The following is a 15,965-nucleotide window of genomic DNA, read 5'->3' as shown; positions in this document are numbered from 1 at the left end:
GATGTTTCATCCGATCACGGATTTATTACGGACCGCCCAGGCTGACGGCGAGATTGACGGCGGCGGCGACGATGACCGTGTTGAAGAAAAACGACAGGATGGAATGGACAAGCACGACACGACGCATATGCGTTGTCGAGATGTTGGTATCGGCAGTCTGTGCGGTCATGCCGATCACCGTCGAGAAGTACAGGAAATCCCAGCCCTCCGGCCGTTTGTCACCCGGGAACAGCAGTCCGCCGACCGGGATTTTCTTCCTGGTCTCGGCATCCACCGCATCGCCGTCCATCCAGTAGACATGGGCATAATGGAGCGCTGCCATGGCATGAATGGTGAACCAGCCGAGCGGGATCGACAGCAGCGCGAAGGTGAGCTCGACGGGATGGCTTCTGTCCTTCTGATTGATCAGCAGGAACAATGAGATAACGGCAACGCCAACGACGACAAGCGTCACGGCGAAGATGACCAGCACCGGCTGGTCCGCGGCACGCGCATTCCTACTCAGATACCTGCCGGTGAACTTCGGCATCTGGGCGACGACGAGAATGACATAGGCGGCAAAGAATGCGTTGGCGCCGATCGAATAGGCGAGCGGGGCGTGCAGCAGCAACGCCACAAGAAGCGCAAAGACGCCGAAGCAGGCAGACACAGCGAACAGCATGTGGCGCTGCATGGGTTTGTCTATCGGAGCTTCGGCGGCCATGGTGGTTCCAGCCCTGGATAGCACTAATCCGGTGTGGCCGATTTCACGGCCCGCCGCAAGATGCGGTCGAGTTCGCCGAGAAACCGCGACCGGTCCTGCGGCGCAAAGCTGGCATTGTAGCCCTTGCTTTCGCCGGTCTCGCGCAGATGCTGCTTCAGGTCACGCATCGCCACCGCCATGCCGATCGTTTCCGGCGTGAAGGGGCGCCCCGTGGGTCCAAGCACATGCGCGCCAAGTGCCACCGCGCGGGCGGCCAGCGGAATGTCGGCGGTGATCACAATGTCGTTGGTGCGTGCATTGTCGACGATCCAGTCGTCGGCGGCATCAGCGCCCTTGGAGACCACCACATTGCGCACCATCGGATCGCGCGATGGGCGCAGGCCGCCATTGGAGACGTAGGTGACGACGACGCCATGCCGGTCGGCCACTTTTTCGACCTCGGCCTTGACCGGGCAGGCGTCTGCATCGACGAGAATGGCGGGGAGTTCGCTCATGTTTCTTTTCTCCTCCCGTTGTGAACCACAGAGGCGCAGGCCGGTTGGGCGGCGGCCTGTGATCTTCCTCAGTAAACCACGACGCTCCGGATAGACTTGCCCTCATGCATGAGATCGAAACCCTTGTTGATGTCCTCGAGCTTGAGCGTATGGGTGATCATCGGATCGATCTGGATCTTGCCGTCCATGTACCAGTCGACGATCTTCGGCACGTCGGTGCGGCCGCGTGCGCCGCCGAAGGCGGTGCCCATCCAGGTGCGTCCGGTGACCAGCTGGAACGGCCGCGTCGAGATCTCCTGGCCAGCACCCGCAACGCCGATGACCACCGACTTGCCCCAGCCGCGATGCGAGGCTTCGAGCGCCTGACGCATCACCTTGGTGCTGCCGGTGCAGTCGAATGTGTAGTCGGCGCCGCCGATCTGGTCGGCGCCACGCTTCGTCATGTTGACGAGGTAGGGCACGACATCGCCGTCGATCTCCTTTGGATTGACGAAATGCGTCATGCCGAACCGCTCGCCCCACTCCTTCTTGTCGTTGTTCAAATCGACGCCGATGATCATGTCGGCGCCTGCAAGCTTCAGGCCCTGGATGACGTTGAGGCCGATGCCGCCGAGACCGAAGACCACCGCGGTGGCGCCGATCTCGACCTTGGCGGTGTTGATCACAGCACCGATGCCGGTGGTGACGCCACAGCCGATATAGCAGATCTTGTCGAAGGGCGCGTCGGGATTGACCTTGGCCAGCGCGATCTCGGGCAGCACGGTGAAGTTGGAGAAAGTCGAGCAGCCCATATAGTGAAAGATCTTGTCCTTGCCGATCGAGAAGCGCGATGAACCATCTGGCATCAGGCCCTGGCCCTGGGTGGCGCGGATGGCCGTGCATAGATTGGTTTTTCGCGACAGGCAGGAATGGCACTGGCGGCATTCGGGCGTGTAGAGCGGGATGACATGGTCGCCCTTCTTGAGCGAGGTGACGCCCTTGCCGATATCGACGACGACGCCGGCGCCCTCATGGCCGAGGATGGCTGGAAACAGGCCTTCGGGATCGGCGCCCGACAGCGTGAATTCGTCGGTGTGGCAGATGCCTGTCGCCTTGATCTCGACCAGCACCTCGCCCTCACGCGGCCCGTCGAGGTCGACCTCCATGATCTCCAGCGGCTTTCCGGCGGCGACAGCGACAGCGGCGCGGGTTTTCATCAGGCGTCCTCCAATGCGGATTTTTTTCCAAGGTTTCAGGTTTTGCCGACACGATCAACTGGCAGCTGGCTCCCCGACTGGGCCACAGCGATGAATTGGAATCGCAAGTCGATTGAAAGGCAGTGAATTGCATGGTCGGCTTGACCCTGCAAGCACAGGCCATAAAAGGAACGGCCGACCCGAGGGATGACATTTCGCATGTTCACCAAGATCCTGATCGCCAATCGCGGCGAAATTGCCTGCCGCGTAATCAAGACGGCGCGCAAGATGGGCATTGCCACGGTTGCCGTCTATTCCGATGCCGATCGCGATGCCGTGCATGTCGAGATGGCCGACGAGGCGGTGCATATCGGGCCTTCGCCAGCCGCGCTGAGCTATCTCGTCCCGGAAAAGATCATCGCCGCCTGCAAGGAAACGGGAGCCCAGGCCGTGCATCCCGGCTACGGATTCCTGTCCGAGCGGGCGGCTTTCTGCGAAGCGCTGGAAGCGGAAGGCATCATTTTCATCGGCCCGAAGCCCAAGGCGATCAAGGCGATGGGCGACAAGATCGAATCGAAGAAGTTCGCCAACGCCGCCAAGGTTTCCACCGTGCCCGGCTGGCTCGGCGTCATCGAGAATGCCGACCATGCCGAAAAGATCGCTGGCGAGATCGGCTATCCCGTGATGATCAAGGCTTCGGCCGGCGGCGGCGGCAAGGGCATGCGCATCGCCTGGAGCGAGGCCGAAGTGCGCGACGGCTTCGACCGCGCGCGCTCGGAAGCCAAGAGTTCGTTTGGCGACGATCGTCTCTTCATCGAGAAATTCGTCGTCGATCCGCGCCACATCGAAATCCAGGTGCTGGCCGACGCGCATGGCAACGCGCTCTATCTCGGCGAGCGCGAATGCTCTATCCAGCGACGCAACCAGAAGGTCGCCGAAGAGGCGCCATCGCCATTCCTGGACGCCGCGACACGCAAGGCCATGGGCGAGCAGTCGGTGGCGCTGGCCAGGGCCGTCGATTATCAAAGCGCCGGCACCGTGGAATTCATCGTCGACAGCGAGAAAAACTTCTATTTCCTTGAAATGAATACGCGATTGCAGGTCGAGCACCCGGTGACGGAGCTCATCACCGGCATCGATCTGGTCGAGCAGATGATCCGCGTCGCCGCCGGCGAAAAGCTTGGCCTGAAGCAAAGCGACGTCATACTGAACGGCTGGGCGGTAGAAAGCCGGCTCTACGCCGAAGACCCTTACCGCAATTTCCTGCCTTCGATCGGCCGGCTGACGCGCTACCGGCCGCCTGAGGAAGGACAATTCGGCGATGTCGTCATCCGCAACGACACCGGCGTCACCGAAGGCTCCGAAATCTCGATGTTCTACGATCCGATGCTCGCCAAGCTGTGCACCTGGGCGCCGACGCGTCTGGAGGCCATCGATGCCATGTCGGAAGCGCTCGACAGCTTCGTCGTCGACGGTATCGAGCACAACATTCCGTTCCTGGCTGCCTTGATGCAGCATCCGCGTTGGCGGGAAGGGCGGATATCGACCGCTTTCATATCCGAGGAATATCCCGACGGCTTCACGCCGGTCGTGCCGAACGATGACGAGAAGGCCGTGCTGGCCTCGATCGCGACCGCGGTGGAACTGCTGCGGCGTGATCGGCTTGACCGGCTGGGCGGGCGCCTGGCGCCGCATTCGGGAGCGCTGAAGCGCGACTGGGTCGTGAAGATCGATGATGACTATCTGTCGGCGTCGATCATCGAGGGCATGATTTCCATTCCGATGGAAATCGATCTGTCGATCGAGGCCGGCAGGGCGTTGACCGTTTCGTCCGACTGGCGGCCGGGCGATCTGATCTGGCGCGGCACGGTCGGCGCGCGCAAGGTCGCTGCTCAGGTCAGGCCGGTTGCCAATGGCTTTCGCATTGCCTGGAAGGGCATGTCGGTGACCGCGCGCGCCATGCTGCCGCGCACCGCCGAGTTGGAAAGGCTGATGCCCGAAAAGGTTGCGCCGGACACGTCGAACCTGCTGCTTTGCCCGATGCCTGGCCTTGTCGTGTCGATTGCCGTTGCCGAAGGCCAGGAGGTCAAGGCCGGCGAGACCTTGGCGGTGGTCGAAGCGATGAAGATGGAAAACGTGCTGCGTGCTGAACGCGACCTTGTCGTCTCCAAACTCAACGCCAAACCGGGCGACAGCCTGGCTGTCGACGCTGTGATCATGGAGTTTGCTTAGGGCTAGCCGGGCAGGCAGCCTGTGATCAGCAGTGGTTTGTGCTGGACTGGCATCGCGCGGTCCCGGACAATACATCTCCATCGACTCAAGGACCTTCACGCAGCACCATGGCCGACGAAAAACTTCCCCGCGATCCCCTGAAGCGCGAAGCAGCGATTGCTGCGGCGCGGCCGGAGGCCCCGGCGCGGCCCTTCGTCCATTTGCGCGTGCATTCGGCCTATTCGCTGCTGGAAGGCGCCTTGCAGATCGGCAAGGTGGTCGCTCACGCGGTCAAGGACGAAGCCCCGGCCATTGCCGTCACCGACACCAACAATCTGTTCGGCGCCCTGGAATTCGCGCAGAAGGCGGTGAAGGACGGCATCCAACCGATCATCGGCTGTCAGACCGCGCTCGCCTTTTCCGGCGAAAACAGCGACGGCCAGCGCGACCGCAGGCGGCAGGGCCCGGATATGCGGCCGGTCGTCCTGCTTGCCGCGACCGAAGCCGGCTATTCCAACCTGGTCAGGCTGGTCAGCCGCGTCTACCTCGAAACGCCGCCGGGCGAAGCCGTGCACCTGACCACGGAAATGATGGAAGGCTTTTGTGACGGGTTGATCTGCCTCAGCGGTGGGCCGCGCGGACCGATCGGCACCGCGCTCAAGGAAGATCGCCGCGATCTGGCCGAGGCACGGCTTTTGACCCTCAAGGCAATGTTCGGCGATCGCCTCTATGTCGAACTGGACCGGGTTTCCGGTTATGATCGCGTGATCGAGAAATCCTCGATCGATCTGGCTTATGCCCATGAACTGCCGCTGGTCGCTACCAACGAGGCGTTCTTCTCGGCTCGCGACGATTATGACGCGCATGACGCGCTGATCGCCATTGCCGAGGGATCGGTTGTTGCCGCCGACAATCGTCGCCGGCTGTCGCCGGACAATTTCCTGCGCAGCCAGGCCGATATGGCCAGGCTGTTCGCCGACCTGCCGGAGGCGATCGACAACACCGTCGAGATCGCGCTGCGCTGCTCCTACTACCCGAAGAACCGCAACCCGATCCTGCCGCGCTTCACCGGGGGCGATGTCGCCGACAATGACGCGGCCGTGCAGGCGGAAGCCGACGAACTGGCCCGCCAGGCGCATGAGGGGCTCGACGCGCGGCTGGCCATGCATGGCCCGACATCAGGCTATACGGTCGAGCAATACCGCGAGCGGTTGAATTTCGAGCTTGGCATCATCACCAAGATGAAGTTTCCCGGCTACTTCCTGATCGTTGCCGACTTCATCAAATGGGCGAAGGCTCAGGGCATTCCGGTCGGGCCGGGTCGCGGTTCGGGCGCAGGCTCGCTGGTCGCCTATTCGACGACCATCACCGACATCGATCCGCTGCGCTTCTCGCTCCTGTTCGAGCGCTTCCTCAATCCCGACCGCGTGTCGATGCCCGACTTCGACATCGACTTCTGCCAGGATCGGCGCGAGGAGGTCATCCGCTACGTCCAGCAGAAATACGGCCGCGACCAGGTCGGCCAGATCATCACCTTCGGCACGCTGCAGGCGCGCGCCGTGCTGCGCGACGTCGGTCGCGTCCTGCAAATGCCCTATGGCCAGGTCGACAAGCTCTCCAAGATGGTGCCGCAGAACCCGGCCAATCCGGTCAAGCTCGCCGACGCCATCGCCAACGAGCCGCGTTTTGCCGAAGAGGCCGAGAGGGAGCCGATCGTCCAGACGCTGCTCGACATGGCTCAGAAGCTGGAAGGCCTTTACCGCCATGCCTCGACGCACGCCGCCGGCATCGTCATCGGCGACCGGCCGCTGTCGGAACTGGTGCCGATGTACCGCGATCCGCGCTCGGACATGCCCGTCACCCAGTTCAACATGAAATATGTCGAGCAGGCCGGTCTGGTGAAGTTCGACTTCCTCGGCCTGAAGACGCTGACCGTGCTGGAGACGGCGGTGAAGCTGATCCGCCGGCGCGGGATCGAGATCGACCTGGCGACGATCCCGCTCGACGATCCCGAGACCTACGCCATGCTGTCGCGCGGTGAAGTGGTCGGCGTGTTCCAGGTGGAAAGCGCCGGCATGCGCAAGGCGCTGATCGGCATGCGGCCCGACTGCATCGAGGACATCATCGCCCTGGTCGCGCTCTACCGCCCCGGCCCGATGGAAAACATTCCGACCTACAACGCCAGAAAGCATGGCGAGGAGGAGATGGCGTCGATCCATCCCAAGATCGACCATCTGGTGAAGGAGACGCAAGGCGTCATCGTCTACCAGGAACAGGTGATGCAGATCGCGCAGGAGCTGTCCGGCTACTCGCTCGGCGAAGCCGATCTGCTGCGCCGCGCCATGGGCAAGAAGATCCGCGCCGAGATGGACAAGCAGCGCGAGCGCTTCGTCTCCGGCGCGGTCGAGCGTGGTGTCGGCAAGCCGCAAGCCGATTTCATTTTCGACCTGCTGGCCAAGTTCGCCGACTATGGTTTCAACAAATCGCACGCCGCCGCCTATGCGGTGGTTTCATACCAGACCGCCTATCTCAAGGCGCATTATCCGGTCGAGTTCCTGGCGGCGTCGATGACGCTCGACATGGGCAACACCGACAAGCTGGCCGATTTCCGCCAGGATGCGCTGCGCCTCGGCATAGAGGTTCTGGCGCCCTCGGTGATATCGAGCTTTCGCGCCTTCGAAGTCGGCGAGAACCGCATCTATTATTCGCTGGCGGCGCTCAAGGGCGTCGGCGACGCGGCGGTCGAGCACATCGTTGCCCAGCGTGGTGAAAAGCCGTTCAAGAACCTCGCCGATTTCTGCGAGCGGGTCGATCCCAAGATCGTCGGCAAGCGCGTCTTCGAAAGCCTGATCATGGCCGGCGCGCTCGACTGCTTCGGCCACGACCGCGCATCGATGATGGCAGGCGTCGAGCGCATGATGGGGCTGGCGTCGCTGGCGCAGCAGAATGCGGTTTCCGGACAGCACGACATCTTCGGCGCCTCGCTCGGCGCTCAGTCGCAGGCGCTCAATCTGCCGGCGACGGAGCCGTGGCTCGCCGCCGACCGGCTGCACCGTGAATTCCAGGTGGTCGGCTTCTATCTCTCGGCGCACCCGCTCGACGAGTATAAGGCAGCCCTGCAGAAGATGCGGGTTCAAACGTGGGCCGAGTTTTCGGCGGCCGTCAAACGCGGTGCCGCCGCCGGTCGTTTGGCCGGCACCGTAACATCCAAGCAGGAACGCAAGACGCGCACCGGCAACAAGATGGGCGTTATCGCCTTCTCTGATACGTCAGGTCAGTACGAAGCCGTGCTGTTTTCCGAAGGACTGGCGCAATATCGCGATCTGCTCGAGGCCGGCCGCTCCGTGGTCATCACCGTTGCGGCCGAGGACAGGCCGGAAGGCGTCAATCTGCGCATCAACTCGGTGCAGTCGTTGGAGGACGAGGCAAGCCGCATCCAGAAGGCGCTGCGTATCTTCGTGCGCAACGCCTCGCCGATCAACACGCTGGCCGGCCAATTGGCCGTCAGGGGCGAGGGGCAGGTCAGTTTCGTGCTGATCAAGGAAGAAGGCGAGGGCGAAATCGAGATCGAGTTGCCGAACCGCTACCGGATTTCGCCGCAGATCGCTTCGGCGATGCGCGCGGTGCCGGGCGTGGTCGAAGTGGAGTTGGTGTGACCCCGGCTCTTTCTCGCCCGCGACAATCAGCCGGGCGGTCGCTACCGCGAACGCCAGCGCAGTCAGCATGAAGCCGGCGCAGAGGAACGGGTCGCAAGCGGTTTCAGCCTTGGCGCGGCTGCGTGACAGGCTGCGCAGGCTGTATCATGGGCGCACGCCGGCCGCTTTCCGGTTCCAACTGGTGGCCGTCGTCATCGACCTCGCCATCATCGCCTTCTTCATCGCGACGCCGGTTCTTCAGGACAAGCCATCCTTCCTATGGCTCGACTATTCGGCGGCCGCGCTAGTCGCCGCGGATCTGGTCGCCCGGCTGCTTGCCTCCAAAAACATGCTGCGACTGATGAAGCAGCCGACGTCATGGGTCGATGTCTTCATCCTTTTGACGCTGCTGATGCCGACGGCGTTTGCCAATCTCGCCTTCCTGCGCATTCTGCGGCTGTGGTCGCTGTCGCGCAGCGGTTCGCTCTGGCGCCATTTCGAGATGCGCGGCCTGCGGCCGTGGCGAGAGGCCAGCCACGCGGTCATCAACCTTTTGACCTTCCTGTTCGTCATCACAGGCTTCGTCTACACGTTCTTCTTCCGCACTGGCGCCGGTCTGGAAAACTATATCGACGCGCTTTATTTCACCGTCGCCACGGTGACGACGACCGGCTTCGGCGACATCGTGCTGCCGGGCATGGCCGGCAAGCTGACGGCAATCGTCACCATGATCATCGGCATATCGCTGTTTGTCAGACTGGCTCAGGCGATCTTCCGGCCAGCCAAGGTGTTGTTTCCCTGTCCGCAGTGCGGCTTGCGGCGGCACGAGCCGGACGCCGTGCATTGCAAGGCCTGCGGCCATCTTCTCAACATACCCGACGAAGGGAACTGACGGCCGGCGTACTACGACGCCGCCACTTCGGCCGGCTTTATAGCCCTGCGCTGAAGATTGAGCAGATTGCCCATCAGGATCAGCAGCGCGCCGCCGGCGGTGAAGGCGTCGATCTGCTCGCTATAGAGCAGCCAGCCAATCAGTGCCGATAGCGGCACGCGCAGAAAATCCATCGGCGAGACGATGGTCGCGTCGGCATAGCCAAGCGCGCGGGCCATACAGAAATGCGACGACATGCCGGTGAAGGCGATCAGCACGATCCATGGCCATAGCTCCAGTGGCGGGTTGCGCCACGTATAGAGCGCCGGGATGAGACCGACCACCGACTGGATAATCAGCATCCAGAAGATAATGCGAACGACGCTGTCCGTCCGGGTGAGCGATTTGATCGTGACCACCGAAATGCCGAAGCAGGCCGCGGCACCCAGCACGACGAGCTGTCCAGGATCGACCGAGCCGACACCGGGGCGCACGATGATCACCACGCCGATCAGCCCGAGCACGATCGCTGCCAGCTTGGACCGGTTCAGCCTTTCGCCGAGAAAAATCACCGCCAGGATAGCCGTCCAGATCGGCGTGGTGAATTCGATCGAGATCAGCACGGCCAGCGGGATCAAAGTGAGGGCGTAGAGCCAGGCCGCCTGGCCCGTGTAATGGATGACGTTGCGGGCGATATGGGCAATGGGGCGCTGGGTGCGCATGGCTTGAAAGCCGCCGCTCATCATCACCAGCGGCAGAAGGATGAAGAAGCCGATCACAGAGCGCAACTCCAGCACCTGGAAAATGTTGAGCTCCGCTGTCGTGGCCCGGCCGGCGACCGTCATGCCAAGAAACGAGGCGATAGACAGCGCCATCCAGAACGCAGCCCTTGGAATCGAGGGGGTAGGTGCCATTCGCGCTATGTCGCAGGCCAGAGTCTCTGCCGCAATCGCTAGCTACTGCATTCTTCTGGGCCAGCCGCGACTGTCTGGATGTTGCAAGACAGTCATGTAGTGAGCGGAACCTGATCCGGTAAATGGCGTTGAGTCCCGATGGTCAGCCGTGCTCGCGGACCGTTCCGCCTTTTTCAAAACGACAAGGAGAGCTTCGATGATATCCTTTGCGCAATTCGCGCTTACCGGCGGCTTATTGGTTGCGGCAGGCGCGGCACATGCCGACGAGACCCAATTTCTCCAGTCGTTCAAGGGCAATTTCGCCGGCAGGGGCACTGTCCAGGTCACCACGGATGCTCCGAACGTCAGCGTATCGTGCAGCTTCAAGTCGAATGCGACCTCAACCTCGCTATCGCTGGATGGAAATTGCCGCGGTCTCGTTGTGGTGTCGCGGGCCATCAGCGCCAATCTGAAAGTCACAGGTGCGAAATACAGCGGCACCTATGTCGGGTCCCGTACCGGGCCGGCACAGCTGAACGGCAGCCGTTCGGGCAACGCGATCAATCTTGGCATCCGCTGGGCCAAGGAGGTCAATGGCGACCGAAGGGCGCAGATGAAGGTTGAGAAACGCGGCAAGAACGGCATGCGGCTGACCGTCATCGACACCGACCCGAAAACCGGCAAGAGCGTGGTGACGAGCAGGATTGATCTGCAGCGCACCTAATCCTCGAGCGGCTCCGGCGGATGGGTGTCGCGGCCCTTGCCGAATGTGTAGCCGGTTTCCACCGCCTTGCGGCCGAACTTGTCGCGCAGGGCGTCGATGGCGCCTTCGGCCATGGCGCGCTTGCGCGATTGGATGTCGACCAGATCGGGCGGGTCGGCCTTGTCGTCGTCCGAGAGATCGCTGACGCCGATGCCAAGCAGCCGATACTTCGTGCCGTCTGTTTCCTTGCGCAGAAGCTCCACCCCGGTCTGAAAGATGCGGTCGGCGAGCCGGGTCGGGTCGCCGAGCTGGCGATTGCGCGTGCGCAGTTTGAAATCCTGGGTCTTTAGCTTCAGCACCACGGTGCGCCCGGCAATGCCTGACTTTTTCAGCCGTGCCGAGACCTTTTCCGAAAGACCCCTGAGAACCGCGACCAGTTCCTCCAGCGACGCGATGTCGGTGTCGAAGGTGGTTTCGGCCGATACGCTCTTGGCATCCTGGTCGGGATCGACGCGGCGGACGTCCTCGCCGCGCGAAAGGTGGTAGAGCCGGTCGCCCATCGTGCCGTAGCGGCGCATCAGGTCGCCGCGATCCATCTGCTGCAACTGGCCGATGGTGCGGATGCCGTCACGCTCCAGCGTGGCGTTGAACGCCTTTCCGACACCCCAGATCATGGTCACCGGCTGCGCCGAGAGGAAGCCGACCGCCTCGGCTTCGCCGATGACCGAGAAGCCGCGCGGCTTGCGGAAGTCAGACGCTATCTTGGCGAGGAACTTGCAGTAGGACAGGCCGGCCGAAACGGTGATGCCGATCTCCTTCTCGACGGCCTGCGCGAAGCGCGCCAGCACCACAGCGGGCGGCAGGCCGTGCAGCCGTTCGGTGCCGGCAAGGTCGAGAAACGCCTCGTCGATCGACAGCGGCTCGACCAGCGGTGTCAGCGCTTGCATCATGGCGCGCACTTCGCGGCCGACGCGCACGTATTTTTCCATGTTGGGGCTGATGACCACCGCCTCCGGGCAGGCTTCGAGCGCCTTGAACATCGGCATGGCCGAGCGGACGCCCTGGATGCGGGCGATATAGCATGCGGTGGAGACGACGCCGCGCTTGCCGCCGCCGATGATCAGCGGCTTGTCCTTGAGCGCCGGATTGTCCCGCTTTTCGATCGCCGCATAGAAGGCGTCGCAATCGATATGGGCCAGATGCAGCCGGTAAAGCTCGGGATGACGCGCAAGCCGGGGGCTGCCGCAGCGCTCGCAGCGGCGCGTCTGGCTGCGCTGAAACGTCAGGCAGTCGCGGCAAAAACCGTGATCGGGATTGTTGACAGGGGCCGCCATCGCTGCGAACATAAAGAGAACAGAGGCAATGGTACGACAGTGCAAGGCCAGCGACAAGGCTGGCCTGGGGAGAACGCATGAGCACGACCATAGCGCCGCTTGCGCCTGAGCTTTGGGCTGAATTCGAGGATCTCTTCGGCAAGCAAGGCGCCTGCTACGGCTGCTGGTGCACGCATTTCCGGCTGGCGCCGGCGATGCGCCGCGAGAGCAGCCGGGAACGCAACAAGGACCACATCAAGGCGCGTATCGAAGCAGGCCCGCCGCCGGGCCTGCTGGCATTCGAGGACGGTCAGGCGGTCGGCTGGATGCAGATCGGACCGCGCGCCGACGTGCCCGAATGGAACAATCAGGGCAGGGGGTCGGCACCGGTCGATCCTGCCGACGCCGCGGATCCGGCCGTCTGGGCCATCTCCTGCTTCTTTATCCGCGGCAAGGCGCGCGGCAGGGGCATCACGCATCGCCTCGTCGAAGGCGGGATCGATTTCGCCCGCCAGAATGGAGCCCGGCTGCTCGAGGCGTGCCCGATGGATCTGTCTCGCGATTCGCGCTCGATCGGCCTGTTCGTCGGTTCGTCACGGGTCTTCGAGAAGGCGGGTTTCGAGCGGCTGGTGGAACGCAAGGCCGGTCGCCCGCTGATGCGGCTGGTGCTTTGATGAGGTCCGCTCGTGGCTTGGTGATCTCACCTTGCGGTTGCAGCAGTAATTTCATACCAGACGGACGTCCCTTCTAAAGCGCATGCGCTTTGGGGTTTTGTTTATGCATGTCGTTCTCCCAAACGGGGACCACTTTTGGGCGACATGCATTAGGTCAAACGGAGAATTCGCGTGAACCGTGCCCTGCCATTCGTGTTCCTTCTTGCATTGAGTGCTCCTGCTCTCAGTCAGACCGTCGACAATCAGGGTGCGAAGCAATTGTCCGACGATTTGTCACGCTATGTCGGCAAGCAGGCGATCGACAAAGGCATTTTGAAGGTTTCGCTCGAAGGTGGCGCCTACAAGATCCTGTTCGATTTCAAGGCACTTGCCGCATCGTTTCCGGACCAGAAACTGCTGAAGTTCGACTTCGCGCCCTATGCCCTGATGGTCAAGCCGCGCAGCGACGGGTCCTGGGATGTCTCGATGGATTTCTCCCAAACCGCCTCCTTCGAGTTTAACGGACCCGAAGGGCTGCAAAGCACTCAGTTTTCGATCAAGGACGGCAAGGGTTCGGGCGTCTACGATCCAAATCTGGCGGCCTTCACCAGCGGCACCAGCTCGATGGCCGGCATGACGATGGCATCGAAGGATGCCAAGCAGCATATGGAAGCCAGCGCTGGCGCTGGCATCGCCACCGTTGCCGCGACCAAGTCGGCGACCGGGGGCGTCGATTTCACAACCTCGCAGAAGGTGTCGAGTTTTGTCGAAGCGATCAATTTCGACGACCCCGAGAGCGGGCTGAAATTCCCGGTCACCGTCAGGTCGCCGGAATTGTCGGTCGAAGCCAGCGGCAAAGGCGTGCGGACCAAGCCATTGCTCGATCTCCTGGCATTTGCGGTGGCCAACGAGGACGAGGCGACGCTGAAGGCCAACCAGGCGCAGCTCAAATCGCTTCTGCTCGCCGCCTTGCCGCTTTGGCAGCGTATCGACGGGACCTACGGTTTCAAGGATTTCGCGGTGGAAAGCCCGGTCGGCAATTTCGGCGCCACCCAGCTCAGCACCGTGTTCGGCACCGATGGCGTGGCCCAGAACGGCACGATCACGTACGGCATCAAGGCATCGGGGCTGACCGTGCCGACCCAGCTTCTGCCGAGCTGGAGCGTGGGGTTGTTGCCCACCGATGTCGATTTGAACTTTGGCGGCGCCAATATCGATCTCGACAGCATGGCGAAAAAGGCAATCGAAGCCTTTGATCTCAATAAGAATCCACCGCTGTCGGCCGAATTCGGCGAGCAGCTTAAAGTCGACTTCATGGCCAAGATGCCGAAGGTCGTGCTTGGCCACAGCACCGTGAAGAACAAGGACACGGAGATCGCGCTGGAAGGCGAGATGACATTCCCAGGCGAAAAGCCCGAAGGTAGCGTGACCGTCGATGTCGCTGGCTTCGACAAGCTTGTCGAAGGCCTGCAGGAGGCGGCAAAGTCGGAACCGGAGGTTGGCCAATACGTGCCAGTCGCTCTCATGGCGAAGGGCTTTGGCAAGACGCTGCCCGATGGCCGGTTGGAATGGATCGTCAACGCCAAGGCCGACGGTTCGGTCACCGTCAATGGCGTCATGCTGAAGCCTGCCGATCCGGCCGTGGACGACAGCGTGGATGATGGCGACGGCGCCGATGACAGCGGAGACGACAGCGGCGGCGCAGGTGCGAACTGAACCCTGAAGCTGGAGTTCAGAGGCCTAGCGCGCTTGCGATCTTGGGCGCTGCCTCGTGCCAGTCCTGGACGACGACCACATCGTCCGTCACCGGCGGCAGGAATGCGCGCAGCGAATTGTCGGCCATCAGGTGGAACAGTTCGGCGTCGGCGACCGATTCCCGTACCGACGCCAGATTGTGCGGCTGATCGTCGACGAAAACCACCGGTCGGCCGGCCCTGCCGCGAAGCTTGGCCACTGCCGGTCCTTTGGCCATTTCAGTGGTCAGAAGCGGGTAGCTCAGCCCAAGCGCGTCGAGATGGACGCGACGCACGGCGCGGTGTTTGTGCGGCATGGCTGTCAGCAAAACGATTTCCGCGCGATCGCCAAACCCTGCCAGGGCTTCTGCCGCGCCGTCCGTAATGTTTTGCCAATCGGCTTGCGCGTCAAAGAAATCGGCCAGCAGTGCCGTGACTTCGGGCTGTTCGATCAGGCGGCCGCTGGCGGTCTCTGCGATGTTGCCGGTCAGCCGAAACGAGGCCAGCGTCAGGCCATAGCCGCGCGCCTTGAGGAAATTCGGAAACGGTCGGATGAATTCGAGCACGACATCGTCGACATCGAGCACAAGCAAGGGTCGGTCGTCGGCTGCCAGTTCTTCAATCTGGCGCGCGGTTTCCGGATCATCGCTCATATGGAATGCTCGTGGTTGTCGTCGCCCAGCGGCAGCGACCGCAAGGCCTTGCCGACAGAAGCCGGCGGGGTGCCGGTTTCCTCGGCAAAGCGCATCAAAGTCGGCTCGTGGGCGAGGATGAATTGCAGGACACCGGCCAGAAAACCCGGCTCGCTGGCGGCTTTGCGGATCGAATGGACCTCTATGCCGGTGATTGCCAGAAAGCGCGGCAGAAGCTCCGGATCGGAGGCGACGAAGCCCAAGGCCTTCACGGCAATCGATTCCGCTTCTTCGCGCATTGACGCTGCGTTTGCCATCACTACCTTCGGTGTGTGGAATGAGTCTCTCCCGCAGTAATGGCAAGAGTTGCTTGCGGCAAGCCATTAGAGCGTGGCGCGCCCTTTGGACGCGCAGGCGACGAGGTGGAATTCGCGCTGTTTTCCAGCCGGGGATTTCCGTTTCGTCAATCATATTGCCGTAAAGTGAAGCAGGGTTGGTGCGTTCAGACTTGGGCGCATGACGGTCGCCTTCGAAGCGGAAGGACGGCCGGGACGGGATATCGATGCCGAAGAAGGTTATGATCGTCGAGGACAATGAGCTCAATATGAAGCTCTTTCGGGACCTCATCGAGGCAAGCGGTTACGAGACCGTGCGCACCCGCAACGGTCTGGAAGCGCTCGATCTGGCGCGCCTGCACAAGCCGGATCTCATCCTGATGGATATCCAGTTGCCTGAAGTGTCGGGGCTTGAAGTGACCAAATGGCTGAAGGAGGACGACGAACTGCACGTCATCCCGGTCATTGCGGTGACCGCCTTCGCCATGAAGGGCGACGAGGAACGCATCCGCCAGGGCGGCTGCGAGGCTTATATTTCGAAGCCGATCTCGGTGCCGCGTTTCATCGAAACCATCAAATCCTATCTGGGCGATGCGTGATGTGCCCCTTCAGCC

The 15,965-nt window shown here is 62.3% G+C and carries 14 protein-coding genes; 7 read left to right on the top strand and 7 right to left on the bottom strand.

What is annotated here, in order from left to right:
- Positions 1-25: 25 nt before the first annotated feature.
- From MESCI2_RS0112010 to MESCI2_RS0112000, 3 genes are all read right to left on the bottom strand, one after another.
- Entirely contained in the window at positions 26-703 is a 678-nt protein-coding gene (locus MESCI2_RS0112010; protein ID WP_027036817.1) for a DUF1345 domain-containing protein, read from the bottom strand.
- Positions 704-726: 23 nt separating this feature from the next.
- On the bottom strand, positions 727-1,197 hold the full coding sequence (locus MESCI2_RS0112005; protein ID WP_027036816.1) for a YaiI/YqxD family protein: 471 nt from the start codon (positions 1,195-1,197) through the stop codon (positions 727-729).
- A 68-nt stretch (positions 1,198-1,265) separates the two neighbouring features.
- Positions 1,266-2,393, bottom strand: coding sequence for an S-(hydroxymethyl)glutathione dehydrogenase/class III alcohol dehydrogenase (locus MESCI2_RS0112000; RefSeq protein WP_027036815.1), 1,128 nt, complete (start codon positions 2,391-2,393; stop codon positions 1,266-1,268).
- A 198-nt stretch (positions 2,394-2,591) separates the two neighbouring features.
- On the opposite strand from MESCI2_RS0112000, the gene MESCI2_RS0111995 reads away from it, so the two are divergent.
- From MESCI2_RS0111995 to MESCI2_RS0111985, 3 genes are all read left to right on the top strand, one after another.
- On the top strand, positions 2,592-4,604 hold the full coding sequence (locus tag MESCI2_RS0111995) for an acetyl-CoA carboxylase biotin carboxylase subunit (RefSeq protein ID WP_027036814.1): 2,013 nt from the start codon (positions 2,592-2,594) through the stop codon (positions 4,602-4,604).
- 107 nt (positions 4,605-4,711) lie between these two features.
- Positions 4,712-8,239 (top strand): DNA polymerase III subunit alpha, encoded by a 3,528-nt coding sequence (gene dnaE, locus MESCI2_RS0111990; protein WP_027036813.1) that lies wholly within the window; start codon positions 4,712-4,714, stop codon positions 8,237-8,239.
- Positions 8,240-8,306: 67 nt separating this feature from the next.
- The gene (locus MESCI2_RS0111985; protein ID WP_027036812.1) at positions 8,307-9,110 is read left to right on the top strand and encodes a potassium channel family protein; all 804 of its coding nucleotides are present in this window, start codon (positions 8,307-8,309) and stop codon (positions 9,108-9,110) included.
- Positions 9,111-9,121: 11 nt separating this feature from the next.
- On the opposite strand, the gene MESCI2_RS0111980 is transcribed toward MESCI2_RS0111985, so the two are convergent.
- Positions 9,122-10,003 carry a DMT family transporter gene (locus MESCI2_RS0111980; RefSeq protein WP_027036811.1) on the bottom strand — a complete coding sequence of 294 codons (882 nt, stop codon included), beginning with the start codon at positions 10,001-10,003 and terminating at the stop codon, positions 9,122-9,124.
- Positions 10,004-10,199: 196 nt separating this feature from the next.
- Here MESCI2_RS0111980 and MESCI2_RS0111975 point away from each other — a divergent pair, with 196 nt between their 5' ends.
- Positions 10,200-10,706, top strand: coding sequence for a hypothetical protein (locus MESCI2_RS0111975; RefSeq protein ID WP_027036810.1), 507 nt, complete (start codon positions 10,200-10,202; stop codon positions 10,704-10,706).
- On the opposite strand, the gene MESCI2_RS0111970 is transcribed toward MESCI2_RS0111975, so the two are convergent.
- On the bottom strand, positions 10,703-12,031 hold the full coding sequence (locus tag MESCI2_RS0111970) for a DNA polymerase IV (RefSeq protein ID WP_027036809.1): 1,329 nt from the start codon (positions 12,029-12,031) through the stop codon (positions 10,703-10,705). The two genes, MESCI2_RS0111975 and MESCI2_RS0111970, sit on opposite strands and share 4 nt — an antisense overlap.
- Positions 12,032-12,096: 65 nt before the next feature.
- Between MESCI2_RS0111970 and MESCI2_RS0111965 the strand changes: the two genes are divergently transcribed.
- Both MESCI2_RS0111965 and MESCI2_RS0111960 read left to right on the top strand, forming a co-directional pair.
- Positions 12,097-12,672 (top strand): GNAT family N-acetyltransferase, encoded by a 576-nt coding sequence (locus MESCI2_RS0111965; protein WP_027036808.1) that lies wholly within the window; start codon positions 12,097-12,099, stop codon positions 12,670-12,672.
- Positions 12,673-12,843: 171 nt separating this feature from the next.
- Entirely contained in the window at positions 12,844-14,367 is a 1,524-nt protein-coding gene (locus tag MESCI2_RS0111960; protein WP_027036807.1) for a hypothetical protein, read from the top strand.
- 16 nt (positions 14,368-14,383) lie between these two features.
- Here the strand turns inward: MESCI2_RS0111960 and MESCI2_RS0111955 are convergent, their stop codons facing one another.
- Complete coding sequence (locus tag MESCI2_RS0111955) at positions 14,384-15,037, bottom strand: hypothetical protein (RefSeq protein ID WP_027036806.1); 654 nt, start codon at positions 15,035-15,037, stop codon at positions 14,384-14,386.
- A complete protein-coding gene (locus MESCI2_RS0111950) occupies positions 15,034-15,333 on the bottom strand; it encodes a DUF3572 domain-containing protein (RefSeq protein WP_027036805.1) in 300 nt (99 codons plus the stop codon). The genes MESCI2_RS0111955 and MESCI2_RS0111950 overlap by 4 nt, the downstream gene beginning before the upstream one ends.
- Before the next feature lie 260 nt (positions 15,334-15,593).
- Here MESCI2_RS0111950 and MESCI2_RS0111945 point away from each other — a divergent pair, with 260 nt between their 5' ends.
- Positions 15,594-15,950 (top strand): response regulator, encoded by a 357-nt coding sequence (locus MESCI2_RS0111945; protein ID WP_276325614.1) that lies wholly within the window; start codon positions 15,594-15,596, stop codon positions 15,948-15,950.
- The last annotated feature ends 15 nt before the right edge of the window (positions 15,951-15,965 follow it).

The organism is Mesorhizobium ciceri WSM4083 (assembly GCF_000519305.1).
Lineage (GTDB): Bacteria > Pseudomonadota > Alphaproteobacteria > Rhizobiales > Rhizobiaceae > Mesorhizobium > Mesorhizobium ciceri_B.
The sequence above is the reverse complement of the archived record's forward strand: the minus strand, read 5'-3'. Positions and strand labels throughout refer to the sequence as shown.

Excerpts from the sequence above, each read along its gene's own strand:
- MESCI2_RS0112010 (WP_027036817.1), bottom strand. The coding sequence starts at position 703 with ATGGCCGCCGAAGCTCCGATAGACAAACCCATGCAGCGCCACATGCTG.
- MESCI2_RS0112005 (WP_027036816.1), bottom strand. The coding sequence starts at position 1,197 with ATGAGCGAACTCCCCGCCATTCTCGTCGATGCAGACGCCTGCCCGGTC.
- MESCI2_RS0112000 (WP_027036815.1), bottom strand. The coding sequence starts at position 2,393 with ATGAAAACCCGCGCCGCTGTCGCTGTCGCCGCCGGAAAGCCGCTGGAG.
- MESCI2_RS0111995 (WP_027036814.1), top strand. The coding sequence starts at position 2,592 with ATGTTCACCAAGATCCTGATCGCCAATCGCGGCGAAATTGCCTGCCGC.
- dnaE (WP_027036813.1), top strand. The coding sequence starts at position 4,712 with ATGGCCGACGAAAAACTTCCCCGCGATCCCCTGAAGCGCGAAGCAGCG.
- MESCI2_RS0111985 (WP_027036812.1), top strand. The coding sequence starts at position 8,307 with ATGAAGCCGGCGCAGAGGAACGGGTCGCAAGCGGTTTCAGCCTTGGCG.
- MESCI2_RS0111980 (WP_027036811.1), bottom strand. The coding sequence starts at position 10,003 with ATGGCACCTACCCCCTCGATTCCAAGGGCTGCGTTCTGGATGGCGCTG.
- MESCI2_RS0111975 (WP_027036810.1), top strand. The coding sequence starts at position 10,200 with ATGATATCCTTTGCGCAATTCGCGCTTACCGGCGGCTTATTGGTTGCG.
- MESCI2_RS0111970 (WP_027036809.1), bottom strand. The coding sequence starts at position 12,031 with ATGTTCGCAGCGATGGCGGCCCCTGTCAACAATCCCGATCACGGTTTT.
- MESCI2_RS0111965 (WP_027036808.1), top strand. The coding sequence starts at position 12,097 with ATGAGCACGACCATAGCGCCGCTTGCGCCTGAGCTTTGGGCTGAATTC.
- MESCI2_RS0111955 (WP_027036806.1), bottom strand. The coding sequence starts at position 15,037 with ATGAGCGATGATCCGGAAACCGCGCGCCAGATTGAAGAACTGGCAGCC.
- MESCI2_RS0111950 (WP_027036805.1), bottom strand. The coding sequence starts at position 15,333 with ATGGCAAACGCAGCGTCAATGCGCGAAGAAGCGGAATCGATTGCCGTG.
- MESCI2_RS0111945 (WP_276325614.1), top strand. The coding sequence starts at position 15,594 with ATGATCGTCGAGGACAATGAGCTCAATATGAAGCTCTTTCGGGACCTC.